This is a genomic window from Kitasatospora purpeofusca (genome assembly GCF_000718025.1).
GTDB lineage: Bacteria > Actinomycetota > Actinomycetes > Streptomycetales > Streptomycetaceae > Kitasatospora > Kitasatospora purpeofusca.
Genome location: NZ_JODS01000028.1, coordinates 1 through 26,715, shown reverse-complemented (window position 1 = coordinate 26,715; position 26,715 = coordinate 1). Strand labels below are relative to the sequence as shown.

18 protein-coding genes are annotated in these 26,715 nt (G+C 73.9%); 7 read left to right on the top strand and 11 right to left on the bottom strand.

Annotation, left to right across the window (positions count from 1 at the left end; translation table 11 throughout):
* The first annotated feature begins 60 nt into the window (after positions 1-60).
* Complete coding sequence (locus IF01_RS0130745) at positions 61-4,620, top strand: coiled-coil domain-containing protein (RefSeq protein WP_030396860.1); 4,560 nt, start codon at positions 61-63, stop codon at positions 4,618-4,620.
* 19 nt (positions 4,621-4,639) lie between these two features.
* Entirely contained in the window at positions 4,640-5,404 is a 765-nt protein-coding gene (locus IF01_RS0130740) for a phosphodiesterase (RefSeq protein WP_030396859.1), read from the top strand.
* On the opposite strand, the gene IF01_RS42550 is transcribed toward IF01_RS0130740, so the two are convergent.
* Together IF01_RS42550 and IF01_RS0130730 are read right to left on the bottom strand one after the other, a co-directional pair.
* Positions 5,380-5,877, bottom strand: a complete 498-nt coding sequence (locus IF01_RS42550) for a hypothetical protein (RefSeq protein ID WP_157855391.1) — start codon at positions 5,875-5,877, stop codon at positions 5,380-5,382. The two genes, IF01_RS0130740 and IF01_RS42550, sit on opposite strands and share 25 nt — an antisense overlap.
* Before the next feature lie 201 nt (positions 5,878-6,078).
* Positions 6,079-6,774, bottom strand: a complete 696-nt coding sequence (locus IF01_RS0130730; protein ID WP_030396858.1) for a FadR/GntR family transcriptional regulator — start codon at positions 6,772-6,774, stop codon at positions 6,079-6,081.
* A 160-nt stretch (positions 6,775-6,934) separates the two neighbouring features.
* Here IF01_RS0130730 and IF01_RS0130725 point away from each other — a divergent pair, with 160 nt between their 5' ends.
* A complete protein-coding gene (locus tag IF01_RS0130725) occupies positions 6,935-7,489 on the top strand; it encodes a gluconokinase (protein WP_037781775.1) in 555 nt (184 codons plus the stop codon).
* On the top strand, positions 7,486-8,880 hold the full coding sequence (locus tag IF01_RS0130720; protein WP_051742909.1) for a GntP family permease: 1,395 nt from the start codon (positions 7,486-7,488) through the stop codon (positions 8,878-8,880). Before IF01_RS0130725 ends, IF01_RS0130720 begins: the two co-directional genes overlap by 4 nt.
* Positions 8,881-8,947: 67 nt before the next feature.
* Here the strand turns inward: IF01_RS0130720 and IF01_RS0130715 are convergent, their stop codons facing one another.
* The 7 genes from IF01_RS0130715 to mmuM all read right to left on the bottom strand — a co-directional run bounded on the left by IF01_RS0130715 (position 8,948) and on the right by mmuM (position 19,951).
* Positions 8,948-9,397 (bottom strand): hypothetical protein, encoded by a 450-nt coding sequence (locus tag IF01_RS0130715; RefSeq protein ID WP_030396855.1) that lies wholly within the window; start codon positions 9,395-9,397, stop codon positions 8,948-8,950.
* Complete coding sequence (locus IF01_RS51400) at positions 9,397-12,207, bottom strand: DNRLRE domain-containing protein (protein ID WP_375341010.1); 2,811 nt, start codon at positions 12,205-12,207, stop codon at positions 9,397-9,399. The genes IF01_RS0130715 and IF01_RS51400 overlap by 1 nt, the downstream gene beginning before the upstream one ends.
* 1,388 nt (positions 12,208-13,595) lie before the next feature.
* The gene (locus tag IF01_RS0130695; protein WP_030396851.1) at positions 13,596-15,191 is read right to left on the bottom strand and encodes a glycerol-3-phosphate dehydrogenase/oxidase; all 1,596 of its coding nucleotides are present in this window, start codon (positions 15,189-15,191) and stop codon (positions 13,596-13,598) included.
* 151 nt (positions 15,192-15,342) lie between these two features.
* Positions 15,343-16,863 (bottom strand): glycerol kinase GlpK, encoded by a 1,521-nt coding sequence (glpK, locus tag IF01_RS0130690; RefSeq protein WP_030396850.1) that lies wholly within the window; start codon positions 16,861-16,863, stop codon positions 15,343-15,345.
* Positions 16,864-16,954: 91 nt separating this feature from the next.
* Positions 16,955-17,692: an MIP/aquaporin family protein gene (locus IF01_RS0130685; protein ID WP_030396849.1), complete on the bottom strand. Its 738-nt coding sequence runs from the start codon at positions 17,690-17,692 to the stop codon at positions 16,955-16,957.
* Between the two features lie 350 nt (positions 17,693-18,042).
* The gene (locus IF01_RS0130680; RefSeq protein ID WP_030396848.1) at positions 18,043-18,807 is read right to left on the bottom strand and encodes an IclR family transcriptional regulator; all 765 of its coding nucleotides are present in this window, start codon (positions 18,805-18,807) and stop codon (positions 18,043-18,045) included.
* Positions 18,808-18,967: 160 nt separating this feature from the next.
* A complete protein-coding gene (gene mmuM / locus IF01_RS0130675; protein WP_051756526.1) occupies positions 18,968-19,951 on the bottom strand; it encodes a homocysteine S-methyltransferase in 984 nt (327 codons plus the stop codon).
* Between the two features lie 190 nt (positions 19,952-20,141).
* On the opposite strand from mmuM, the gene IF01_RS0130670 reads away from it, so the two are divergent.
* From IF01_RS0130670 to IF01_RS0130660, 3 genes are read left to right on the top strand one after another with little or no spacing between them, the layout of a single operon-like run.
* Positions 20,142-21,104, top strand: coding sequence for an NUDIX hydrolase (locus IF01_RS0130670; RefSeq protein ID WP_051756524.1), 963 nt, complete (start codon positions 20,142-20,144; stop codon positions 21,102-21,104).
* Between the two features lie 40 nt (positions 21,105-21,144).
* Positions 21,145-21,693, top strand: coding sequence for an NUDIX domain-containing protein (locus tag IF01_RS0130665; RefSeq protein WP_030396845.1), 549 nt, complete (start codon positions 21,145-21,147; stop codon positions 21,691-21,693).
* 46 nt (positions 21,694-21,739) lie between these two features.
* Complete coding sequence (locus IF01_RS0130660) at positions 21,740-23,872, top strand: acetoacetate--CoA ligase (RefSeq protein ID WP_078880460.1); 2,133 nt, start codon at positions 21,740-21,742, stop codon at positions 23,870-23,872.
* Positions 23,873-23,956: 84 nt separating this feature from the next.
* On the opposite strand, the gene ptsP is transcribed toward IF01_RS0130660, so the two are convergent.
* Together ptsP and IF01_RS0130650 are read right to left on the bottom strand one after the other, a co-directional pair.
* A complete protein-coding gene (gene ptsP, locus IF01_RS0130655) occupies positions 23,957-25,627 on the bottom strand; it encodes a phosphoenolpyruvate--protein phosphotransferase (protein ID WP_030396843.1) in 1,671 nt (556 codons plus the stop codon).
* Between the two features lie 103 nt (positions 25,628-25,730).
* Positions 25,731-26,180 carry a PTS sugar transporter subunit IIA gene (locus IF01_RS0130650; RefSeq protein WP_030396842.1) on the bottom strand — a complete coding sequence of 150 codons (450 nt, stop codon included), beginning with the start codon at positions 26,178-26,180 and terminating at the stop codon, positions 25,731-25,733.
* Between the last annotated feature and the right edge of the window lie 535 nt (positions 26,181-26,715).

Here is a 26,715-nt window from a genome sequence, read left to right as displayed (position 1 = left end):
CGGCCCCCACCGGACCGCCCCAGCCGACCCATCCACCCGCCTCCTGGAGAACCGCCGCACATGTACGAGCTCAACCGGGTCCGCCTCTACTCGATCGGACCGGCCGGCGCCCGCTACGCCGACACGGTGCTCGACCTGCGCGGTGTCGGCGAGCCCGTCTCCGACCCGGCGCCCCAGCAGATCGGCCTGTTCGGCGAGGAGACCGACGGCCCGGTCCGCCGCCCCGCCCCGGCCGGCGTGCTCTTCCTGGAGAACGGCGGCGGCAAGTCCGTCCTGCTCAAGCTGATCTTCTCGGTCATGCTCCCCGGCCACCGCAACACCCTGGGCGGCGCCAGCTCCGGCGTGCTCCGCAAGTTCCTGCTCGCCGACGACTGCGGCCACGTCGCCCTGGAGTGGCAGCACACCGTCACCGGCGAGCCGATCGTGGTCGGCAAGGTCAGCGAGTGGCGCGGCCGCCAGGTCTCCTCCGACCCGCGCAAGTTCGCCGAGACCTGGTACTCCTTCCGCCCCGGCCCCGGCCTCACCCTCGACTCCCTCCCGGTCGCCGAGCGGATCAGCCTGGCCGGGGACCAGAAGGCCCGCGGCCGCCGCCGCACCATGAAGGGCTTCCGCGACGCCCTCACCGAGGCGGGCAAGGCCCACCCGCACCTCGACCTGGTCTTCGAGGACGGCCACGACCGCTGGACCGAACACCTCGGCGAACTCGGCCTCGACCCCGAACTCTTCCGCTACCAGCGCGAGATGAACGCCGACGAGGGCGAGGCGGCCGGCCTGTTCGCGGTCAAGCAGGACAAGGACTTCACCGACCTGCTGCTGCGCGCCGTCACCGACACCCGGGACACCGACGGCCTCGCCGACCTCGTCCACGGCTTCGCCGCCAAGCTCGGCCTGCGCTCCGAGCTCACCGCCGAACGCGACTTCACCGCCGGCTCGCTGGACCTCCTGGAGCGCATCAGCGAGGCCACCACCGCCCGCGAGAGCGTCCGCGAGTCCCACCGCACCGCCGAACGCCGCACCCGCCGGCTCGCCCACGCGCTCGCCTCGCGCGCCGCCGCCGAACGCGACCGGGCCGAGGACCTCGCGATCGAGGTCGCCGCCGCCGCGGGCGCCGTCACCGCCGCCGAGACCGACCGCACCCGGCACACCCTGATCGCCGCCGAACTCACCCACCGGCACGCCACCCTGGCCCTCGCTGCCGCCACCGCGGAGGCCGCCGGGCTGCGCCGCGAACTCACCGAGGCCCGCACCCTGCACTCCGCCTGGCAGGCCGCCGAGGCCGTACTGCGGCACCGCGCCGCCGCCGACCGGGTGACCAGGGTCGCCGCCGCGATCCGCGAGGCCGAGCTCGACGCCGCCCCCGCGCTCGCCGCCCGCGCCCGCGCCGCCACCGCCCTGGCCCGCGCCCTGGAAGCCGCCGCCGGGGCCGCCGAGGACCGCGCCGACACCGAGGAGCAGCGCGCCGCCGAACTCCAGGCCGACGGCGGCCGCGCCCAGACCGATGCCACCGAGGCCGCCACCGCCGCCCAGAAGGCCCGCAGCGAGGCCGAGCACCTGCGCCAGCGCCTCGCCGAGGTCGAGCAGGAGACCGCCGCCGCCGTCGAGGCCGGCTTCATCGACTCCGACGGCGACGTCGACCCGGCCAGGGCAGCCCTGCACGCCGCCGACGTGGAGAAGGCCGCCGGCGCCGCCCTCGCCCAGGCCCGCACCGCCGCCGAGACCGCCGCCGCCCGGCTGCGCGAGGCCGCCGCCGCGACCGGCCGCGCCGAACTCGCCGCCGCCCGCGCCACCGACGCCCGCAAGGCCGCCGGCCAGTCCCTCGCCACCGAGCAGCGCACCGCCGCCCTGCTCGCCACCGAGCTCCGGCTCGCCGACCTGCTCTCCCTGACGCCATACCAGGAAGGCGCCGAGGAGGACGCCGGCTTCCTCACCCCCGTCGTCCTCGACCGCAACGCCGAGTACCTGCGCGAACTCCTCGACGAGTCCATCGCGACCGCCGAACGCACCCTCTTCGACCTGCGCACCGCCGCCGCCGACGACTCCCGGATCCTCGCCGCGCTCGGCGACGGCGGCCTGCTGCCGCCCGGACCGGACGTGCTCGCCACCGTCGAGTACCTCGCCGAGCACGGCATCCCCGCCCTGCCCGGCTGGCGCTACCTGGCCCAGTCCGTCGACCCGGCCGACCACGAGGCGATCCTCGCCGCCCGCCCCGAACTCGTCGACGGCGTGGTCGTCACCGACCCGAGCTCGCTGGAGCGGGCCCGCGAGGCGCTGGGCTCCGCCGCCCTGCTGCCCCGCTCCACCGTCGCCGTCGGCGCCGCCGCCTCGCTGATCGCCCCGATCACCGACGAGCCGGCCTTCTTCCTCGTCCCGCCGAACCCGGCCATGCACGACGAGTCCGCCGCCGATGACGAGCGCCGCGAACTGCGCGCCCGCGCCACCGCCCGCGAGGAGCACATCCGCGAACTCGCCTCCCGACTCGGCGGCGACCGCGCGCTCGCGGCCCGGCTCGCCTCCTGGCACGCCAGCTGCCCGCCCGGCACCCTCGCCGAACGAGCCGCCGCCGCCGAGGCCGCCCGCGAGCACGCCGAGCAGGCCGCCGCCGCCCTCGCCACCCTGCGCGCCGACCACGACGAGGCCGAGGCCGACCACGCCGCCGCGGCCGCCGCGCACGAGGAGCACCGGGAGGGCGCCCAGCGCGCCCGCCGCCGCGCCGACGCCCTCTCCGGCCTCGCCTTCCGCCTGCGCGAGCGCGCCAACTGGAGCCGCCGCCGCCGCGAACTCGCCGAGGACGCCGCCGAGTGCGACCGCCGCCGGACGCTGTGCGCCGAACGCGCCCGCACCTGCGACGAGGACCGCCGGGCCGCCCAGCGCGCCGCCGACGACGCCCGCCGCACCGCCCGCACCCTGCGCGCCGAGCGGGCCGAGATCGCCGCCGCCGAGCAGTCCGAGGAGCCCGCCGACACCGCTCCCGCCGCGCTGCCCGCGCTGCGCGAGGCCTACCGCTCCGCCTCCCAGCTCTACGAGAAGGTCGGCGTCGGTGCCGACCTGCGCGCCGAGCAGGCCCGCGCCGAGGGCGACGAGGCCGCCGCCGCGACCGAACTCGACCGCCTCACCAACAAGGTCCGCACCCGCGCCGAGGAGCTGCTCGGCAGCCCCGACGGCGCCGACGGCCCGGCCCGCCAGGCCGCCGCCGCCCGCGCCGAGGAACTCGTCGCCACCATCGAGGCCCGGGCCGCCTCGGCCAGCGAGCAGCTCGGCCGGCTCCGCGGCGAGGCCGAGCGCTCCGCCCCCGCCGACGGCGAGGCGCACACCGAGCTGCCCGAGGAGCTCGTCCCGACCGACCCCGAGCACGCCCAGACCCTGCTGCGCACGGCCACCGGCCGGCTCGCCGAGCGGCGCGAGGCCGTCGACGCCGCCCGCACCGCGGCCGCCGACCTCCAGCGCACCTTCGACGCCGCCCAGTCCGCCGCCGCCGACTTCGACGAGCACGCCGGGCAGCTCCGGGACGGCCTGCGCGAGCAGGAGGAGGACGGCGCGGCCGTCGAGCCGTACCTCGGACAGCTCGCCGACGCCCGTACCGCCGCCGCCGAGGCCCGCCGCGCCCTGCGCACCGCCGCCGGCGAGCTGTCCGCCGCCGAACTCGCCGTCCGGGACGCCTCGGACGCGCTGGTCCGGCACGCCAACGCGGCCCGCTACGAGGCCGTCCGCACCCCGGCCCGCCAGCAGATCCGCGAACTGCCCGCCTCCGCGCTGCCCGACCACGCCGCCAACTGGGCCGTCGCCTTCGCCCCGCGGCTGCGGGTGCTGACCGACGAACTCACCCAGCTGGAGCGCAACCGGGGCTCGATCGTCGACCGGCTGCGCGGACTGGTGGAGTCCTCGCTGACCACCCTGCGCGCCGCCCAGCGGCTCTCCCGCCTCCCCGAGGGGCTGGGGGAGTGGTCCGGCCAGGAGTTCCTCCGGATCCGCTTCGAGGACCCGGACCACGCGACCCTGGTCGAGCGCCTCGGCGAGGTCATCGACGAGGCCACCCGCGCCGCCGTCCGCAAGAACAGCGACCTGCGCCGGGACGGCATGTCGCTGCTGCTGCGCGGGGTGGCCGCCGCGATCGGCCCCAAGGGCGTCTCGGTGGAGATCCTCAAGCCGGACGCGGTGCTGCGCGCCGAGCGGGTCGGCGTCGGCCAGATGTCCGACGTGTTCTCCGGCGGGCAGCTGCTCACCGCGGCCATCGCGCTCTACTGCACGATGGCCGCGCTGCGCGCCAACGACCGGGGCCAGTCGCAGCTGCGCCACGCGGGCACCCTGTTCCTGGACAACCCGATCGGCCGGGCCAACGCCACCTACCTGCTGGAGCTCCAGCGCGCGGTGGCCGACGCCCTCGGCGTCCAGCTGATCTACACCACCGGCCTGTTCGACACCACGGCGCTGGCCGAGTTCCCGCTGGTGATCCGGCTGCGCAACGACGCCGACCTGCGGGCCGGCCTCAAGTACATCTCGGTGGAGGAGCACCTGCGGCCGGGGCTGCCGGCCCCGCAGGACCCGGACGGCCCGGCCGTGCACGGCGAGATCACCGCCACCCGGATGTTCAAGCGTCCGGCGGAGGTTCCCGCCACGTCCTGATCGGCCTACGGTGGACCGCATGCTGACGATCGTTCACTTCAGTGACATCCACCTGGGCCAGGACCACCACGGCGACGCGGGGGAGCGGGCCCGCCGGCGGGCCGAGCAGGTGATGGCGTACGTGGACGCCCTGCCCGGCCCGGTGGACGCCGTGCTGGTCACCGGCGACCTCGCCGACAACGGACTGCCGGCCGAGTACCGGGAGGTGGCCAAGGCGCTGACCTCCCGGTACCCGGTGCTGCTCTGCCCCGGCAACCACGACGCCCGCGAGCCCTACCGCGAGGTGCTGCTCGGCGAGGAGCCGTCCGGCGGCCCGGTGAACCGGCTGCACGCGCTGCCCGGTGCCGACGTGCTGATGCTCGACTCCTCGATCCCCGGCCGGCACGACGGCCTGCTCGACGAGGAGACCCTCGGCTGGCTGGACCGCACGCTGGCCGAGGGCCCGGCGGACCGCCCGGCGCTGGTGGCCTTCCACCACCCGCCGGTCACCCTGCACCTGCCGTACGTGGACCCGATCCGGCAGTTCGGCGAGGAGCGGCTGGCCGAGGTGCTGGGCCGTCACCCCCGGGTGCGGGCACTGCTCTGCGGCCACGCGCACACCGCGGCGGCCACCGTGTTCGCCGGGCTCCCGCTGCTGGTCGCGCCGGGCGTGGTCTCCACCGTGCCGCTGCCCTGCGAGGGCCGGGCGGAGATCATCTTCGAGCAGCCGCCGATGATCTCCTTCCACCTGCTGGACGACGACGGCCGGCTGACCACCCACTACCGCGTGGTCGCCCCCGCCTGACGGGGCCCGGGGCCGCCCGGGTGGGGCGGCGGCTGTGTCCCCGGGCGCTGCGGCTGCTGCGGCTGGGCCTGCGGCGGCTGCGCGTACGGCGGCCGGGACTGCGGCGGTGGCTGCGGCACCCGGGGACGCGGCTGGGACTGGGACTGGCCCTGGGGCTGGGCCTGCGACGGCTGCCGGTACTGCGGCGGGTCGGCCGGAGTGCGGCTGCCGCCCATCGGCGAGGCGGAGTTCGGCGCGCGCACCCGCTGCGCCGCGACCTGGCGGGAGATCAGGATCTCCAGCAGGCACCACATCGTGCCGAACACCCCTAACCCCATCGCCATCAGCGCCGGTGTCATCAGCCAGCTGTCGGCGTACGAGGACAGCACCGCGAGCACGATGCCGACCAGGGTCAGCGCCAGACAGAGCACCGCGCGGACGACGGCGGTCCGCACCTCGTCGGGAAGTCGGCGGCGACGGCGGGCGGTTGGCATCGGGCGACCCCCAGGCACGGAGCGGCGGACGGGCGGCGGGCGGTACGGCGGACCACCGGTGGGGCGTGCGCCGCGAACACGCCCCCGCGCTCCACTCTGCCCAGTCGTACCCGGACTATGCGCACGAATCCCCCGAACTGATGCCAAATCGTATGATCCGGCTCGGACCGTACCGAGCGGCGCGCCGAACCCCCGGCGCGCTCAGCCGAGTTGCTGGTTCAGCTCGGTCAGCGCGCCCTCGACGATGGTCCGCATCGCCTGCTCGGCCCGCTCGGCGTCCCCCGCGCAGACCGCCTCGGCGACCTCGCGGTGCAGCCGGATCGCGTACGGCTCCGGCTGATGGGGCATCAGATGGTACTCGGTCCGGCCCGTCAGCACCGCACCGACGGTGTCGCCGAGATGCGCGAACATCTCGTTGCGCGAGGCCTGCAGCACGGTGGAGTGGAACTCGATGTCGTGCCGGAGGAAGGTGGCGAGGTCGGCGGCGCGCGCCGTCATGGTCAACTCGACGGCCAGCGCGCTGAGTCGGCGCCGCTCGTCGTCGGTGGCGTGCCGCGCGGCGAGCGCCGCCGCGGCCGGCTCCACGGCCAGCCGCAGCGAGCCGAGCGAACGCAGCTGCGCGGAGCGGTCGGCGCCGGCCAGCCGCCAGCGGATCACCAGTGGATCGAAGACGTCCCAGCCCGACCGGGGCTGCACCGTGATGCCCACCCGGCGGCGGGAGGCCACCAGCCGCATCCCCTCCAGGATCCGGACCGCCTCGCGGACCACCGTCCGGGAGACGCCGAACCGCTCCTCCAGCTCCTCGGCACGCAGCACGGTGCCCTCGGGGAGCTCCCCGGACGCGATGGCCGGCCCCAGTTCCGCGAGCAGTCGGCCGGGCAGCCCCTGGATCTCCATCCCGCCAGCCTAGTCGTCCGGGGTGACCCTCACCGCCGTACCCCCGGGCCCCGCCACCTCCACCTGTCCCGCAAAAGTATGACGATTTGGTTTCCGGCACTTGAATACGTCATACCTTTGAGGCGATAGTGGCGGCCAGGCAACGAAGGAGCACCACCTCATGGCTCTCAGCGTCGAGAACCAGGACACCCCCAGCGCGCCCCTCACCGTCGTGGTGATGGGCGTCTCCGGTGTCGGCAAGACCACCCTGGCCCGCCTGCTGGCCGAACGCCTCGGCCTCCCCTTCGCCGAGGCGGACGACTTCCACCCGCCCGCCAACATCGCCAAGATGTCGGCCGGCACACCGCTGGACGACGACGACCGCGCGCCCTGGCTGCGCGCCGTCGGCGCCTGGCTGGGGGAGCGCGCCGAGGCCGGCACCGGCGGCGTCGTCACCTGCTCGGCGCTGAAGCACGGCTACCGCGACATCCTGCGCGCGGCCTGCCCGGACGCCTGGTTCCTGCATCTCAGCGGCCGGACCGGACTGGTCGAGGACCGGCTCGCCCGGCGCACCGACCACTTCATGCCGCCGTCCCTGCTCGGCTCGCAGTACGCCGCCCTGGAACCCCTCGGCCCGGACGAGCGCGGCGCCGTCCTGGACATCGGGCCGAGCCCCGAAGAACTCGTCGAGAAGGCCGCCGCCCTGCTGCGGCCCGTCAATGGAGACCTCGCGTGACCCCCACCCTCACCGTGCTCGCGGCCGCCCCACCGGTCCTCCCGCACACCGACAGCGACGGCCGGCTGCTGGTCGCCGTGCTGCTCGCGATCGGCGCCATCGTGCTGCTGATCACCAAGCTCAAGCTGCACCCCTTCCTCGCCCTGACCCTCGGCTCCGGGCTGCTGGCCGCCGTCGCGGGCGCGCCGTTCGACAAGCTGCTCAGCAGCTTCTCCACCGGTTTCGGCGCCACGGTGGCGGGCGTCGGCCTGCTGATCGGCCTGGGCGCGATGCTGGGCAAGCTGCTCGCCGACTCCGGCGGGGCGAACATCATCGCGGACACCGTGCTGTCCCGGTCCCGGACCAGGGCGCTGCCCTGGGCGATGGCGCTGATCGCGGCCGTGCTCGGCCTGCCGCTGTTCTTCGAGGTCGGCGTGGTGCTGCTGGTCCCGATCGTGCTGCTGGTGGCCCGGCGCGGCAACGTCCCGCTGATCCGGATCGGCATCCCGGCACTGGCCGGCCTCTCCGTGCTGCACGGCCTGGTGCCGCCGCACCCCGGCCCGCTGGTCGCGGTCGACGCGCTCAAGGCCGACCTCGGCGTCACCCTGGCGCTCGGCCTGCTGATCGCCGTCCCGACGCTGATCGTCGCCGGTCCGCTGTTCGCCCGGGTGGCCGAGCGCTGGGTCGGCCCGCTGGAGATACCGGAGAGCGACACCCCGGTCGAGCCCGCTAAGCGCGAGCACACCCCCTCCTTCGGCGCCGTGCTGGCGACCATCCTGCTGCCGGTGGTGCTGATGCTCGGCAAGGCGCTGGCGGACGTCGTCATCGACGACCCGAAGGCGCTGCCGCAGCGGGTGCTCGACTTCGTCGGCTCCCCGCTGATCGCGCTGCTCGCCGCGACCCTGCTCGGCATGCTGACCCTGGGCCGGGCGGCCGGCTTCGACAAGGCCCGGATCTCGGAGACCGTCGGGTCCTCGCTCGGCCCGATCGCCGGCATCGTCTTCATCGTCGGCGCGGGCGGCGGCTTCAAGCAGACCCTGATCGACGTGGGCGTGGGCACCGCCGTCAGCGACTGGTCGTCGAAGTGGCACATCCCGGCGCTGCTGCTGGGCTGGCTGATCGCGGTGCTGATCCGGCTCGCCACCGGTTCGGCGACGGTCGCCACCATCACCGCGGCCGGCATCGTCGCACCGCTGGCGGCGGACATGTCGTCCACCCACGCGGCCCTGCTGGTGCTCGCCATCGGCGCCGGCTCGCTGTTCCTGTCGCACGTCAACGACGCCGGCTTCTGGCTGGTGAAGGAGTACTTCGGGATGAGCGTCGGCCAGACCCTGAAGTCCTGGTCGGTGATGGAGACGGTGATCTCGGTGGTCGCGATCGCCCTGATCATGCCGCTCAGCCTGATCGTCTGACCCCGGAACGCGACAAGGGCGGGTGCTCCCTCGGGAGCACCCGCCCTTGTCGTCGTTCACGGCCGCGTCAGCGCAGCAGGACCCGCCAGGCCCCGTCGGCCGAGTTCTCGGGGCGGAGCGTCAGCTCCTTCGCCCGGCCGCTGCCGTGGAAGGTCAGCACCACGGTCTGCCGGCTCGCCGGGTCGTCGCCGAAGTCGGCGCTGACCTCCCCGGCGGCGTCGGCCCCGTAGGTCCGGATCCACTCCTCGGCCGCCGTGCGGCGCGCATCGGTCGAGCCCTCGGCGGCGGCCAGCTTCACCAGCCGGTCCGCCGAGCCGTCGGCCAGCCGCCACACCAGCTGCTGGACCAGGCCCAGTGTCTCCGGCACCGGATAGCCGGTGACCCGGAGGTGCGGACGGGCGGCGTAGTCGGCCGCGTGCTCCAGCCGGGCGTTCCCGGCATCGCTCGAGCAGCCGGCCAGCAGGGCGGCCGAGAGCACCACCGTGAGCGCGGCCGTCACCGACCGCCCCGCCGCCATCAGTTGGTCCCGAGCGGGCGCACGACGACGAACCACTCGATCGGGTCGTTCTTCTGGCGGTAGTGGGCCAGCACCTCGTTCAGGGTGGTGGAGTTCCGGGCGCCGTGCTGGCGCAGCTCCATCCGCGCGCCCCAGCTGACCACGACGGCGGCGTGGTTGATCCGGGACTCGTTCTTCCACTTGAAGAAGATGATGTCACCGGGACGGGCGTCGGAGGTCCAGCGGAGCCAGGTGGAGTACCGGTTGTACATCAGGTGCCGGTGCAGGTTGGCCGCGCCGGCCCAGGTGTAGCTGCGGTTGATCCGCCAGCCGAACATCCAGAAGTCGTTCGTCCACCAGGCGCTGTCCCAGCTCTTGTACCCGTACCGGAAGCGCATTCCGCCACCGTAGTACAGCGCCTTGGAGACGAAGTTGGTGCAGTCCTGGCCGTAGTCCCACTTGATGCCGACGTTGCGGCTGGCCCAGTTGGCGGTGCCGTTGTAGTTGTAGCCGGCCTGGACGGCGGCGGCCGCGGGCTGCGCGGGCTGGACCGGGAAGCCGTTGGCGTCCAGCGGGACGGCCTTCTCCGCGTCCGTCGGGTCGGCCGGCGCCGAGTCGGCGACCTCGACCTGGCCCTGTGCGGCGGCGGAGGAGGACAGCTTCTGCTGGGCGGCGAGGTCGTCGGCCTCGGAGACCAGCACCGCGCGGGTGCCGACGCTGAACTCGAACCGCTTCGGGCCGGCGCTCTCGCTGGGCGAGTCCACGCCGCCGGCCCGGACCATCACCGTGTCCTTCACGGTGGCCCGCACCACGACCTTGCCGGCCGTCTGCTGGTCGACCACGACGTCGGTCAGCGAGACCGCCGCGGCCGCGTACTGCTGGCCCTGGGTCGCCAGCGCCTCGCGGTTGGCGACCAGTGAGGCGTCCTGGGTGGCCAGCAGGTCGACGAAGACACTGCCGTGCGCGGCCTCGGCGGCGGCGTCCGGCACGGTCAGGCCCGCCCGCATCTTGACCTTGTTGCGGGCGTCCAGGTACTCCTGCACGTAACCGCGGTACTGGTCCGGGCCGCCGGCGGTCGGCGTGCCCTGCACCACGGCCGAGGCGACCGGCGCCGCGGCGCCGTAGCTGTTCCGGGCGGTCACCACCGCACGGTACGACTTGGTGTTGTCCAGGCCGGTGAACGCGGCCCGGATGTCGGCGGTGGCGATCTCCTGGGCGAGCACGCCGGCCGAGGTCTCGACCCGGACGGTGTAACCGACGTCGCCGACCGAGCCGCGGTCGGTCGGGGCGTTCCAGGCGACCACGAGACCGGTGTCACCGCCGGTGGCGGTGACCAGCTCGGCCGGGCCGGGCGCGGTCGGCGCCAGGTAGTCGAGCGTCAGCTTCGGGCGCTGCGCCGGGTCGGCGGCGGTGGCGGAGAAGTACCGGGCCACGCCGGTCGAGCCGGCGGCCGGGCGCAGGGCCAGCCCGTAGGCCTCGCCCTTCTCGATCCAGGAGCCGGCCAGTGCGGCCAGGTCGGTCTCGGACAGCTTCGCGGCGGAGGCGTAGCTGTCGACACCGGCGGCGGCGACCAGCGCGGCGCCGCCCTGGGCGGGGGCCCAGGCCGAGCCGAGCTGGAACACGTCGACCGCGGTCTCCTCGCAGCCGGGCGTGCCGGCGGCGCAGTCCGAGCGGGTCAGCGCCAGCTTGCCGCCGACCACCCGGGAGCCGGCCGGGACGGCCGACAGGTCGGGCTTGAGCCAGCCGGTCCAGCTGCTGCCGTCCGGGGTGGTGCCGATCCGCAGCTCGGCGGGGTCGGCGGCCGGGCAGGCGCCGGTGTCGCAGCCGCCGCCGGCGGTGGCCACCGAGGCGTCGGTGAGGGTGGTGCCGGTGAACGGGACCGCGGTCGCGGTCGGCGGGACCGGCGGGGCCTGGACCCGGACGGCCAGCGGCTGGTCGGTGCTCCAGGCGGAGCAGCCGACGGCGGTGCAGGCCCGGGCGGCCCAGGTGTAGTCGGCGCCGTCGGTCAGGGCGCCGGCCGGCACCTGGACGGTGGCGCGGCTGCCGCTCTCGGTGAAGGCGGGGGCGAGCGCGGTGGGCAGCGGCTGCCCGTTGGAGCCCTTGAGCACGAACTCGGTGCGGACCCGGCCCTGGTTGGGGTTGGTCGCCAGCGCGGAGAGCACCGGCGTCAGGGTCTTGTCGGCGCCGGTCTGGAGCGCGGTGGGCACGTCCGGCAGCGGGCTGACGGTGAAGGTCACCCAGGGCGACCAGCTCAGGTTGTAGTGCAGTCCGTCGTAGGGCGAGCTGCGGAACCGGTAGGTGTGCCCGTACTCCAGCAGCCCGGCCGGGACGGTGACCTCGGAGGGGGTGCCGCTGGGCACGTAGCCGGAGACGTTGACGGCGCCCACCTGGGCCCCGGAGATGGCGTCGACCAGCTGGAAGGTGCCGGTGACCTTGTCGCCGTCGGGGTCGACGAAGGTGTCGCGGAGCACCGGGGTGGTGGTCTCGACCCGCCAGGTGCCGGTGCCGTCCTGGAGGAACGGCGGGCCGGCCTGCTGCTTGGTGCCGGTGCGCGGGCGGTAGTTGTAGTTCACCGTCAGCTTGGGCACGTTGCTGGAGGCGTTGGCGGAGTTCACCTCCTTCCAGTACTTGGTCGACACCTCGTCGGGCGCGCGCAGGCCCATGCCGGAGGTGGTGCTCTTGGCCGAGGCCCAGGTCTGCACGAGGTCGGTGACGTTGGCGTTGATCCAGCCGTCGCCGCCGCAGGCGTCGCGGCCCTTGGTCTCGGTGGAGCTGCCCTTCTTGGCCTTCCAGGCCGGCTGGGCGGTCCAGCGGGAGGCGGTGGACGCCAGTCCGGTGTCCCAGACCTCCCAGGGCGTTCTTGGTGCCGGAGTTGCCCCAGTAGATCTCGGTGTCGGCCGACCAGTCGACCGTCTCGCCCTTCTGCACCCGGGTGTCGAAGGCGTTGCCGAGACCGGCGGTGGCCGGGTCGACGGTCACCGGGTAGACGGTGGCCGGGTCGGCGAGGAAGGCCGCGTCCGGGGTGAAGACCAGGTCGACGGTGTCGCCGCGCTGGACGACCTCCAGGCCGACCTCGGCCTGCCGGGGGTGCTCGCTGGAGCCGGGCGTGGTGGTGGCGTCCCACATCACCGGTGCGGGCAGTACCGCGCGCTTCTGGCCGTTCTTCCGGTCGGTGAACAGCACGCTGCCGTCCGGCTGGGCCTCGGCCTTGGTGCCCTTGGCGCGCAGCGGCATGGTGTAGGTGTAGCCGCCGGTCGCCGGGCGCTGCTTGAGCAGGACGAACTGCTCGAAGCCGGTGCGGGTGGCCTCGACGACGAGGTCGCCGGCGCCGTCGCCGATCGCGTCCCGGTAGGTGGCCCGGGTGCCGTTCAGCTCGGGCTTGGGCAGGCCGCCGCGCCACTCCAGGGCGAGCTGGTCGTCGCCGGAGCCGAGCGAGACGAGGGTGCGGGCCGTCTCGGCGCCGGCTGCCTCCGCGCCGGCCGGCGCCGCCTGGAGGGCCTTGGACTCGGCGAGCGTGCGGGGGCGCTTGCCGCCCGCGCCGGCCAGCTTGAGGCCGTTGGGGTGGGCGGCGGGCGCCACCGAGCCGTCGGCGGCCGTCTTCAGGGTGAGGTCGACGTCGGCCCACCTGCCGTCGCGCAGGAAGCGCACCGGGCCGGCCGAGAGCTCGGTGGTGAGGGTGCCGTCCGGGTTGGCCCAGGTGGTGGAGGTCTCGTCGCGCTCGGAGACGGCCTCGATCCGCTTGCCGGTCTTCTGGGCGGCGGCCCGGGCGGTGCCGATGCTCAGCCCGGGGTCGAGCGGGGCGGCCGTGGGGGGCTTGCCGGGGGTGGGCTTGGCCTGTGGCTTGGCCGCGAACGCGACCGGCGACCAGGCGCTCAGCACCAGGGTCAGGGCCAGCGCGGCGGCCGGAGGACCGCTCAGGGTCCTTCTTGAGACATGCATGGGGGCTCCTTGACTCGCCCTTGAACATGGGCGATGCGCGGAGCATAGGAAAGATCAAAAGACAAGATGATCATGACAAAGGGGGCATAGTGGCCCAATTTCTGAACATTTCCTGGGAATGGTGATCCGATCGAGACGCGCCGTACGTCATCGACGCCCCGGACGGGCTCGACGACCTCGCCGGCATCGACGGTCCCGACAACGACGCAGGGCGGGCACCCCCGCTCCGGGGGGTGCCCGCCCTGCTGATCGGGTGACCGTGCCGGTCACCCGATCCGTGCTACTTGGTCCCGTGCTTCGCCAGGAAGGTCTCGACCTCGGCCCGGATCTCCGGGGTGTCCAGACCGCGGACGGTCATCGTGGTGCGGCGGCGCAGCACGTCGTCGGCGGTGTACGCCCACTCGTTGGCGGCCGCGTAGGCGACCTGCGCCCAGACGTCCGGGCCGTCCTCGTGGATCGGCCGGCCCAGCTCCGGGTTCTCGTCGATCATCCGGGCGATGTCGAAGGAGAGCGTGCCGTAGTGGCTGGCCAGGTGCTTGGCGACCAGCGGCTCCATCCGCGAGCCCGGGTCACGGTCGATCAGCAGGCGGTGCGCGACGGCGTTCGGCGCGCCGACGCCCGGCAGCGGGACGGTCGGGGCGATCGGGGACATGTCCTCGCCGAGGGAGGTGCCGGGCACGTGGGCCAGCTTCTCCAGCACGGTGCGGCCGATGTGGCGGTAGGTGGTCCACTTGCCGCCGGCGACCGACAGCATGCCGCCCTTGCCCTCGGTGACGACCGTCTCGCGCTTGGCGGCGGCGGTGTCGCCCGGGCCGCCGGGCAGCACCCGCAGGCCGGCGAAGCTGTAGGTGATCAGGTCGCGGTCGATGTGCTCGTCACGGATCGCGTGCGCGGCCTCGCCGAGGATCTGGTCGACGTCCGCCTCGGTGGCCCGGACGTCCTTCGGGTCGCCGGTGAACTCCTCGTCGGTGGTGCCGAGCAGGACGTGGTCCTCCCACGGGATGGCGAAGGAGACGCGGTACTTGTCGATCGGGATGGTCAGCGCGGCGCGCCACGGCGAGCGGCGCTTGACCACCACGTGGGCACCCTTGGACAGGCGGATCGACGGCGCGGCGCCGGCGTCCTCCATCCGGCGCAGGTGGTCCACCCAGGGGCCGGTGGCGTTCAGGACCAGGCGGGCGTCGACGCCGAACTCGGTGCCGTCCAGGCGGTCCTTGAGCTCGGCACCGGTGACCCGGCCGCCGGTGAAGCGCAGGCCGGTGACCTCGGCGTGGTTGAGCACCACGGCGCCGGCCTCGACCGCGGCGCGCACGGTCATCACGGCGACGCGCGAGTCGTTCATCTGGTGGTCGCCGTAGACGGCCACCGAGCGCAGGCCCTCGGTGCGCAGCGCGGGCACCTGCTGGGCGGCGTGCGCGGCGGTGGAGACCCGGCCCATACCGTCGCGGAAGGCGGAGAGCGCCGAGTAGAGGAAGACGCCGGCGCCGAGCTTGGGGGCGCTGTGCGGGCCGCCCTTGTAGACCGGCACGAAGAAGGTCAGCGGGTTGACCAGGTGCGGGGCCACGTCGGTGGAGAGCACCCGGCGCTCCTTGTGGTTCTCCGCGACCAGCTTGACCGCGCCGGTCTGCAGGTAGCGCAGACCGCCGTGGACGAGCTTGGAGGAGGCACTGGAGGTGGCACCGGCGAAGTCGCCGGCGTCGACCATGGCGACCTTCAGGCCGGCCTGGGACGCGGTCCAGGCGACAGCGGTGCCGAGGATGCCGCCCCCGATCACCAGCAGGTCGTAGGTGGCCTTGCCGAGCAGCTCGCGGGTCTCGGCGCGGGAGGCGGTGCGGCCGGCGGTGCGCTCGGCGCCCAGGGTCGGGATGGTTGCCATGGTGTGTGTACGGCGCGCGGGTCGGGCGGCGCCGTTACTCCTCTCGGTGTGCGTACGGCCTCTGTGCGGAGAGACCGGGTCGGCCCGGTGCGACGGGCCGGTGAAACGGGAGCGGGCCGGCCGGGGCACGGGGCCCCGACCGGCTTCGCGATCAGTTGTTCTCTTCCTCCTCCACCCAGCCCATGGTGCGCTCGACGGCCTTGAGCCACTTCTTGTACTCGCGCTCCCGGGTGGCCTCGTCCATGCGGGGCGTCCACTCGGCGGCGCGGTGCCAGTTGGCCCGCAGGGTGTCGAGGTCGTTCCAGAAGCCGACCGCCAGGCCCGCCGCGTAGGCGGCGCCGAGGGCGGTGGTCTCGGCCACGTACGGGCGCTCGACCGGGGCGTCCAGGACATCGGCGATGTTCTGCATGAGCAGGTTGTTGCTGGTCATGCCGCCGTCGACCTTGAGGGCGGTGAGCTCGACCCCGGAGTCCTTCTGCATGGCGTCGACGACCTCGCGGGTCTGCCAGGCGGTGGCCTCCAGGACGGCCCGGGCCAGGTGGCCCTTGGTGACGTACCGGGTGAGGCCGGCGATCACACCGCGGGCGTCGGAGCGCCAGTACGGGGCGAACAGGCCGGAGAAGGCCGGGACGAAGTAGGCGCCGCCGTTGTCCTCGACCGTGTTGGCGAGGGTCTCGATCTCGGCGGCGGTGGAGATGATGCCGAGCTGGTCGCGCAGCCACTGGACCAGCGAGCCGGTGACGGCGATGGAGCCTTCCAGGGCGTACACCGGGGCCTGGTCGCCGATCCGGTAGCCGACCGTGGTCAGCAGGCCGTGGTACGAGTTGACGATCTTCTCGCCGGTGTTGAGCAGCAGGAAGGTGCCGGTCCCGTAGGTGGACTTGGCCTCGCCCTCGTTGAAGCAGGTCTGGCCGAACAGCGCGGCCTGCTGGTCGCCGAGCGCGGCGGCGACCGGGACGCCCGCCAGGTCGCCGACGGCCTCGCCGTAGACCTCGGCGGAGGAGCGGATCTCCGGCAGGACGGCCATCGGCACGCCCATCGACTCGGCGATCTCCTCGTCCCAGGCCAGGGTCTTGAGGTTCATCAGCATGGTGCGGCTGGCGTTGGTCACGTCGGTGACGTGCTTGCCGCCGTCGACACCACCGGTGAGGTTCCAGATGACCCAGGTGTCCATGGTGCCGAAGAGGATGTCGCCGGCCTCGGCGCGCTCGCGCAGGCCCTCGACGTTGTCCAGCAGCCAGCGGATCTTCGGGCCGGCGAAGTAGCTGGCCAGCGGGAGGCCGGTCTCGCGGCGGAAGCGGTCCTGGCCGACGTTGCGGCCCAGCTCGCGGCAGAGCGCCTCGGTGCGGGTGTCCTGCCACACCAGTGCGTTGTGCACCGGCTCGCCGGTGTGCTTGTCCCACAGGACGGTGGTCTCGCGCTGGTTGGTGATACCGATCGCGCGGATGTCGTCCTTGGTCAGGCCGGCCTTCTCCAGCGCGCCGCGGACGACCGACTGCACCCGGGTCCAGATCTCGGCGGCGTCGTGCTCGACGTAGCCGGGCTGGGGGAAGATCTGCCGGTGCTCCTGCTGGTCGACGGAGACGATCCGGCCGTCGGCGCCGAAGATGATGCAGCGGCTGGAGGTGGTGCCCTGGTCGATCGCGGCGATGTAGTTGCCAGTGGAGGTCATGAGGGTCCTCGGCTCAAGAGGTTGGCGGGGGGCGGTGGGCCTGACTCTCAGGTCAGTCCCCGTGCTCGGGTGGGGTGGAAACCCGGGGGGATCAGAACGCGGCGTGGTACAGGCCGCCGGCCAGCAGACCGCCGATGATCGGACCGGTCACCGGGATCCAGGCGTACGACCAGTCGGAGCCGCCCTTGTTGGGGATCGGCAGCAGCGAGTGGACGATGCGCGGGCCCAGGTCGCGGACCGGGTTGATGGCGTAGCCGGTCGGGCCGCCGAGCGAGAGGCCGATGCCGACCACGGTGAAGGCGACGATCAGGATGCCGGTGCCGGAGAGGCCGAGGCCCTTGGTCAGGCCCTGGGTGAGGATGGCCAGGCAGAGCACGAAGGTGCCGATGATCTCGGTGAGCAGGTTCTGGACCGGGTTCCGGATCTCGGGGCCGGTCGAGAAGATGCCGAGGGTGGGCTCCTGGTTGGCCTGGAACTGGCCGAGGTAGGTGAGCCACACGAAGACGGCGCCGATCATCGCGCCGAGCAGCTGGGAGCCGAGGTAGATCGGGACCTTGCTCCAGTCGCCGCTGTCGACGGCGAGGGCCAGGGTGACGGCCGGGTTCAGGTGGGCGCCGGACTTCGGGGCCGACATGTAGGCGGCGATCATCACCGCGAAGCCCCAGCCGAAGGTGATCGCCAGCCAGCCGGCGTTCAGGGCCTTCGACTTCTTGAGCGTCACGGCGGCACAGACGCCACCGCCGAGAAGTATCAGGGCGGCGGTGCCGAGGGTTTCGCCGACGAAGATGTCGCCGTTGGAGAACGCGGACACAAAGACTCCCTTGTCCATATGGCCCGGAGGTGCGGGTGGGGGCAGGGGCCGGGCGGATCGCTGGGCGGGTGAGCGCTCTGTGGGATGGATTCGCACGGCCATCGTTCGACAATGTCGACCGTCATGCGGAAGCTTCCTCCCCGGGTTGCCCTCTCGTCAAGGCCGGGTTACGCAGCTGTGACCCTTCGCTCGCCGCGCTACCCGTAGTTACCGATCGGATCGTCGCAATTTTGGACAAAACGGTAAGGCGCGGACGGGCATTTCGCCCGTCCGCGCCTCAGCGTGAACGTTTTCCTGTGTTACCGCGTTACTGCGGGCCCCCGCCCGGAAGGCACGGGAGCGGTCGGGCCCGGGCCCGACCGGCGCGGTCAGAACCGCCCGGCGCCCAGGTCCCGGGAGATCGCCCTGGCCGCGCTGCGCACCGAGGCGACCAGCGAGGGCTTCACGAAGCCGTCCTCGCAGACCCGCTCGACCGCGCCGCTGATGCACACCGCGCCCACCGGATTGCGGCGCCGGTCCTGGATCAGCGCCCCGATCGAGGCCACGCCCTCCCAGGTCTCCTCCACCGCGTCGGCCCAGCCGCGCTCACGGGTCAGCGCCGCCTCGGCGTCCACGTCCGCGGCCTCGGTCAGCGTCCGCGGGGTGTACGACTCGAACGGACCCTCGCCCAGCTCGCCGCGCGCCACCGGGTCGTAGGCCAGCAGCACCTTGCCCAGGGCGGTCGAGTGCAGCGGCTGCATCGAGCCGACCTCCAGCACTTGCCTGGTGTCGTCCGGCCGGAAGACGTGGTGCACGATCAGCACCCCGCGCTGGTGCAGCACTCCCAGGTAGACGGTCTCCCCGGACGCCCTGGCCAGGTCGTCCGCCCAGACCAGGGCCCGGGCGCGCAGCTCGTGCACGTCCAGGTAGCTCTGGCCCAGCCGCAGCAGCTCGGCGCCCAGCTGGTACTTGCCGCTCTCCGGGTCCTGCTCGACGAAACCCTCCTGCTGGAGGGTGCGCAGGATCCCGTGGGCGGTGCCCTTCGCCAGGTCCAGCGCCGTCGCGACCTCCGACAGGCCCAGGCGGCGCTCGCCGCCGGCCAGCAGACGCATGATCGCGGCGGCCCGGGAGAGCGACTGGATCGGGCCGGGCATTGGTACCTCCGCGCGGACAGGCGGTCGACAATGTCGACCGCAGTGGTAACGGCACGAGTCTGCCAGGCCGCCGCCGTTCCGTGCACCTTCCCCCTCGGTAACCTGCGTCGGCCGACCCGGTCGTGCGCCCGCGCACCGCCGCCCGTCCGGTCCCGATCACCTAGCCGCGGACGCTCCGCTCCCCGGTCGCGGCGGCCGCCCCGGCGGCCACCGCCCGGATCCCGGCCGGTCCGACCCGGCAGCAGCCGCCCACCAGCCGCGCCCCGTCCGCCAGCCAGCCCGCGACCCGGGCCCGGCCGTCGGCCCGGGGAGGACCGGCCGCACCGAAGGTCGGCTCCCCGCACCACGCCCCGGCCGCCGCGTCCCAGCCCTCGCCGCTGTTCGGGTACACCACCACCGGCTTGCCCGACACCCGCGCCGCGAGCGCCACCGCCCGGTCCGCCTCCTCCGGCGCGCAGCAGTTCACCCCGACCGCCACCACCTCGTCCGCCCCGGCCGCCAGCGCGAACGCCTCCGCCAGCGGCTGCCCGGCCCGGGTCCGCCCGTCCGCCGCGGCGAACGACAGCCAGACCGGCACCCCCAGCCCGCGCACCGCCCGCAGCAGCACCCGCGCCTCGTCGACGTCCGGCACCGTCTCCAGCGCCAGCACATCGGGACCGGCCGCCGCCAGCACCTCCAGCCGCGGCCGGTGGAACGCCTCCAGCTCGGCCCGAGTCAGCCCGTACCGGCCCCGGTACTCCGAGCCGTCCGCCAGCACCGCCCCGTACGGACCCACCGAGGCCGCCACCCACCGGCGCGGCCCGGGCAGCCCGCGGGCCGCCTCCCGGGCCAGCTCCACGCTGCCGGCCATCAGCCGGGCGGCCGCCGCCCGGCCCACCCCGCGCCGGGCGAAACCGGCGAAGCTCGCCTGGTAGCTCGCGGTGATCGCCACCCGCGCGCCCGCCTCGAAGTACGCCCGGTGCGCCGCCACGACCGCCTCCGGCGCGTCCGCCAGCAGCCGGGCCGACCACAGCGCGTCCGTCAGGTCGAACCCGGCCGAGGCCAGCTGCTCGGACAGCCCGCCGTCCAGCACCAGCGGCCCGGCCGCCAGCGCGGCCGCGAAGTCCGCCGGACCCGCCGGGGCCGACGGGGTTGCCCGGTCCATCACGTCCTCCTCGGGGCGGGCGGCGTCCCGGCCGATCCGCAGGACGCCCTGGTCACAGGGTAGGAGCGGCCGGCCGGGGCCGGGGCGGAAAACCATTTGCCGCAGAGTCAAGGGATCGCTACGTTGTGCTCAGACCGAGAAGGACGGCCGCCCGCCACCGCGGGCCCGGCGGGAGAGAGGAGCGCGCAGCGTGGACACCACCGAGCAGGACTGGCTCGCCGCCTACGATCCGCGCGCCTTCACCCCGGTCGCCGTCACCGTGGACGTGGTCGCACTGACCCTGCGCCAGGGCCGACTCCATGTCCTGCTCGTCGAGCGCGCCCTCCCGCCCTACCAGGGGCGCTGGGCCCTGCCCGGCGGGTTCCTGCGGGCCGGCGAGGAGAGCCTCGACGAGGCCGCCGCCCGCGAGCTCGCGGAGGAGACCGGCCTGCCCGGCACGGGCGGCGCCGAGGGCGCCCTCAGCCGGATCCACCTCGAACAGCTCGGCAGCTACGGAGTGCCCGACCGCGACCCGCGGATGCACGTGATCTCGGTCGCCTACCTCGCCTTCGCCCCCGACCTGCCCGATCCGCAGGCCGGCAGCGACGCGGCGCACGCCGCCTGGCACCCGGTCACCGACCTCGACCTCCGGCCCGCCGGCCGGTCCGAGTCCGCCGCTGCTCCCGCCGACACCCACGGGGGTGGCGTCGGCGGGAGCACCGGCCCCACCGAGCCGGAGCAGCCCGCCGGTCCGGCCGAGCCCCGGGCCACCGGTGCGGTCACCCCGATCGAGCTCGCCTTCGACCACGCCCGGATCCTCGCCGACGGCCTCGACCGCGCCCGCGCCAAGATCGAGTACAGCCCGCTGGCCACCGCCTTCCTCCGGCACGACTTCACCATTCCCGAGCTGCGCGCCGTCTACGAGGCCGTCTGGGACGAGAAGCTCCACCCGGGCAACTTCCACCGCAAGGTGCTCTCCGTCCCCGGCTTCGTCGAGGGCACCGGCACCACCACCGAGCGCGGCGGCGCCCGCGGCGGCCCCCGCGCCCGGACCTACCACGCCGGCGGCGCCACACTCCTCCACCCGGCCCTCCTCCGCCCCGCCCAGGGCGATCCGTCCCAGGAGCCCTCGCAGCAGCCCACCCCGGAGCCCTCCCCGGACCGGATCACCTGACCACCACCCCGCTCCCGGCCGCCCGCACTACCATCCGGCCATGACGACTGAAGAGGCCGGCACCGTGCGCCAGCAGCCCAACTCCCACTGCCACTTCTGCGGAGCCCCCTACCCGCCCGGCACCGACGGCTGGCCCCGGACCTGCTCCGCCTGCACCGAGATCAGCTACCGCAACCCGCTGCCCGTCGTCGTCACCCTCCTCCCCGTCGTCCAGGAGGACACCGCCCCCGCCCTGGTGGTCATCCGCCGCACCATCGAGCCCGGCTACGGCGAACTCGCCCTCCCCGGCGGCTACATCGACTACGGCGAGAGCTGGCAGCAGGCCTGCGTGCGCGAGCTGCGCGAGGAGACCGGCATCCTCGCCGAGCACACCGACGTCACCCTGGTCGCCACCGACTCCGACACCCGCGGCGGCTTCCTCTGCCTCTTCGGCCTCCTCCCCGCCCGCCCGTTCGCCGAGCTCCCGCCCTCCGTCCCCACCGACGAGACCGACGGCTGGCAGCTCTCCACCCCCGAAACCCCGCTCGCCTTCCCCTTCCACACCCGTGTCTCCCGCTCCTGGTTCAACGGCGAATTCACCCGCCCCTGACCAGCCACGGCCGCGCCGGGCAGACCCTGGCGCCCCGGCCGCTCACATGGCAGGGTCTGCTCCGACAGCCCCCAACCGGACGCGGGCCCTGCCACAAGCGACCCCGTCCGCCCTCATCACCGGCCGGGAGACCACCACCGTGAGCACCCCAACCCAGGACCAGCCGCTCTGGCGCCCGAACCCCGAGCGTGCCGCCGGCACCGGGATCGTGGCCTTCCAGGCCTGGGCCGCCCAGCACCACGGCGCCCCGGCCGCCCCGCTCGCCCCCACCGACTCGGACGCCGAGGCCGCCGCCCGCTACGCCGCCCTGCACGCCTGGTCGGTCGAGGACCTCGACCGCTTCTGGACCGCCGTCACCCAGTGGTTCGACGTCCGCTTCACCCAGGCCCCCGAGGCCGTCCTCGCCGACCCCGCGATGCCCGGCGCCCGCTGGTTCCCCGGCGCCCGCCTCAACTACGCCGAGCACGCCCTGCGCGCCGGCGAGCAGGCCGAGAACGCCGACCGCCCCGCCGTCCTCCACCTCGACGAGACCACCGACGAGCCGCTCGTCCTCACCTGGGCCGAACTCCGCCGACAGGTCGGTTCCCTCGCCGCCGCCCTCCGCGCCTGCGGCGTCCGCCCCGGCGACCGCGTCGGCGCCTACCTGCCCAACATCCCGCAGGCCGCCGTCGCCCTCCTCGCCACCGCCGCCGTCGGCGCCGTCTGGACCAGTTGCGCCCCCGACTTCGGGGCCCGCAGCGTGCTCGACCGCCTCCAGCAGATCGAGCCGGTCGTCCTGTTCGCCGTCGACGGCTACCACTACGGCGGCAAGGACCACGACCGGACCGAGGTCGTCGCCGAACTCCGCCGCGAACTCCCCACCCTGCACACGGTCGTGCACGTCCCCCTGCTCGGCGCCCCCGCCCCCGAGGGCGCCCTGGCCTGGGACGACCTGACCGCCGAGGACACCGAGCCGGTCTTCGAGGCCGTCCCCTTCGACCACCCGCTCTGGGTCCTCTACTCCTCCGGCACCACCGGCCTGCCCAAGGCCATCGTCCAGAGCCAGGGCGGCATCCTGGTCGAGCATCTCAAGCAGGCCGGCCTCCACCTCGACCTCGGCCCCGAGGACCGCTTCCTCTGGTACACCTCCACCGGCTGGATGATGTGGAACTTCCTCCTCGCCGGCCTCCTCGTCGGGTCCACGGTCGTCACCTACGACGGCAGCCCGGGCCACCCCGACACCGGCGCCTTCTGGTCCGTGGCCGCGCGCACCCGCGCCACCGTCCTCGGCACCTCCGCCGCCTACGTCATCGCCAGCCGCAAGGCCGACCTCCACCCCGGCCGGGACCTCGACCTCTCCGCCGTCCGCTGCCTCGGCACCACCGGCTCCCCCCTGCCGCCCGACGGCTTCCGCTGGATCTACGAGGAGGTCAAGGCGGACGTCTGGCTCGCCTCCGTCAGCGGCGGCACCGACGTCTGCTCCTGCTTCGTGGGCGGCGTCCCCACCCTCCCGGTCCACCTCGGCGAGATCCAGGCCCCCAGCCTCGGCGCCGCCGTCGAGTCCTGGGACGTCAACGGCCGGTCGCTCACCGACGAGGTCGGCGAACTCGTCGTCACCAAGCCCATCCCGTCCATGCCCACCGGCTTCTGGAACGACCCCGAGGGCACCCGGTACCACGACAGCTACTTCGACGTGTACCCCGGCGTCTGGCGCCACGGCGACTGGATCACCGCCACCTCCCGCGGCACCGTCGTCATCCACGGCCGCTCCGACTCCACCCTCAACCGCCAGGGCGTCCGGATGGGCTCCTCGGACATCTACGAGGTCGTCGAGCGCCTCCCCGAGATCGCCGAATCCCTGGTCATCGGCCTGGAGGAGCCCGAGGGCGGCTACTGGATGCCGCTCTTCGTCGTCCTCGCCCCCGGCGCCGAGCTCGACCAGGACCTCATCGGCCGCATCCGCACCTCGCTGCGCACCGAGCTCTCCCCGCGCCACGTCCCCGACGAGGTCATCGCCGTCCGCGGCCTGCCGCACACCCTCACCGGCAAGCGGATCGAGGTCCCGGTCAAGCGCCTGCTCTCCGGCACCCCGCTCGACCAGGCCGTCAACCCCGGCTCCGTCGACAACCTCGACCACCTGCGCTGGTTCGAACAGCTGCGCCAGGAGCGCGAGCGCGCCGCCGCTGCCGCCGCCGAGTGACCGACCCCCGGACACGTCGAAGGGGCCCTCCCCACCACCCGGTGGGGAGGGCCCCTTCGACGTCGTCGCTGTGTGCAGCGACCGCTACTCGCCCGACAGCACCTGCTGCGCCGCGGCCCGCGCCTCCTCGGCGCTGTCCGCCGCCCGCGCCGCCTCGGCGGCCCGGCGGCACTGCGCCAGCGTGTACTTGGCCAGCGCCGTCCGCACATAGGGGATCGACGCCGCGCCCATCGACAGGCTGGTGACACCGAGACCGGTCAGCACCACGGCCAGCAGAGGGTCGGAGGCAGCCTCGCCACAGACACCGCAGCTCTTGCCCTCGGCCTGCGCGGCCTCGGCGGCGAACGCGATCAGGTCCAGCAGCGCCGGCTGCCACGGGTCCTGCAGCCGCGCCAGCGCACCGACCTGGCGGTCCGCGGCGAAGGCGTACTGGGCCAGGTCGTTGGTCCCGAGGGAGAGGAACTCGACCTCCTGGAGGATCGAGCGCGCCCGCAGGGCGGCCGACGGGATCTCCACCATCGCGCCGAACTTGGCGCTCAGCCCGGCCTCGCGACACGCCTCGGCGAAGTCCTTGGCGTCCTTGCGGTCGGCCACCATCGGGGCCATCACCTCGAGGTGCACCGGCAGGCCCTCGACGGCCGTCGCCAGCGCCCGCAGCTGGGTCCGGAGCACCTCGGGGTGCTCCAGCAGGGTGCGCAGACCGCGCACACCCAGCGCCGGGTTCGGCTCGTCGGCCGGGGTCAGGAAGTCCAGCGGCTTGTCCGCGCCCGCGTCGAGCACCCGGACCACGACCCGGCCCTCCGGGAACGCCTCCAGCACCTTGCGGTACGCCTCGACCTGCTTCTCCTCGGTCGGCGCCTTCGCCGAGTCGTCGAGGAAGAGGAACTCGGTGCGGAACAGACCGACACCCTCGGCGCCCGCCTCCAGCGCGGCCGGCAGGTCCGCCGGACCGCCGACGTTGGCCAGCAGCGGCATCCGGTGCCCGTCCGAGGTCGCGCCCGGGCCGGAGGAGGCGGCCAGCGCCGCCTTGCGCTCGGCGGCGATCCGGCGCAGCTCGTCCTGCTTCTCGGTGCTCGGCTCGACCAGCACGTCACCGGAGCTGCCGTCCACCGCGACGACCGTGCCCTCGGCCACGTCGGACGCCCCCGGCAGCGCGACCACGGCCGGTACGCCCATGGCACGCGCCAGGATGGCGCTGTGGCTGGTCGGCCCGCCCTCCTCGGTCACGAAGCCGAGCACCAGCGTCGGGTCCAGCAGCGCGGTGTCGGCCGGCGCGAGGTCCCGGGCGAACAGCACGTACGGCTCGTCGCTGTCCGGCACACCCGGCATCGGCACGCCCAGCAGGCGCGCGACGATCCGGTTCCGCACGTCGTCCAGGTCGGCGACTCGGCCGGCCAGGTACTCCCCGGCCGAGGCGAGCAGCGCCCGGTAGGCGGCGAAGGCGTCGTAGACGCCGCGCTCGGCGCTGCTGCCGACCGCGATCCGGCGGGAGACGTCGGCCATCAGCTCCGGGTCCTGCGCCATCAGCGCCTGGGCCTCCAGCACGGCCTGGGCCTCGCCGCCCGCCAGGTTGCCGCGGGCGATCAGGTCCGCGGCCACGGCCTCGACGGCTGCCTGGGCGCGGGCCTGCTCGCGAGGAGCGTCCTCGGTCGGGATCTGGGTGGCCGGGGGCTCCAGCACCGCGGTGCCCATGTGCCGCACCTGGCCGATCGCGACTCCGTGGCTGACACCCACGCCTCGCAGCGTCTTCTCCATGTCTTTCTCCGTGAGAGAGGCGGCCCCGCCGGGTACCGCTGTGTGCCGGGCCGCCCCGACCGGAGCGGTGGGGCGGGTGTGTCCTTAAGAAGGGGAGGAGAGGTCAGCTCCAGCTGAACAGGGCGTCGCCGACGGCGACCTCCCCGCTCTCCAGCAGCCCGCCGAGCGAGTCGGCAGCGGCCTCCAGCGCGACGATCGGCGAGATCGGCGACTTGCCGGCGGCCTCGACGGCGGCCGGGTCCCACTTGATGACGGCCTGGCCGCGGGTGACGGTGTCGCCCTTGTTGACGAGCAGCTCGAAGCCCTCGCCGTTCAGCTGGACGGTGTCGATGCCCAGGTGCGTCAGGACCCCGTGCCCGTCCGCGTCGACGACGACGAACGCGTGCGGGTGCATCGAGACGACCACGCCGTCGACCGGGGCAACGGCCTCGGTCGGCCGACGCACCGGGTCGATCGCGGTGCCGGGGCCGACCATCGCACCCGAGAACACGGGGTCCGGCACGCCGGCGAGCCCTACGACCCGGCCGGTCAGCGGCGACGTCACAGTGGTCATGGATGAGCCTCCCAAGTGCGCAGTACAGGCGAGCGGCCGCGAACGCGGCGGGGTGATCGACTGAAGCCTAAATCATGTCAACTTCGGACATCCGCTGACATTCCGGGTGGCCGGCCGCGCCGTCCGCCCCCACCAGTCAGTCATCTCGTCGACCACTAGTGGTCTAGTCCTCTTGGCCGATGCGCCGCACTCTACAGGCATCTTGGCGAATCGGGACCATTGCTGTATATGCTCGCGAGAGCAACAAATCACGCGTCCGTCCGGGTGACACCGGCGCGGCCCGATTCGCGCTCGGCCCGACGACCCGCTATGGTTGGTCGAGTCGCCGCAAGTCGACGGTTAACACCAGATTTCAGAAACGAAAAGCGCCGGTTAAACAACGGCAAACGGATCTGATACGCTGGAATCACGAAAGAACGAAGCGCCCGGAGGGCCGGTGAAAGCCGCCTGAAGGAAGTGTCCGTTCCTTGAGAACTCAACAGCGTGCCAAAAGTCAACGCCAGATATGTTGACATCCCCGGCCTCGGACTTGTTT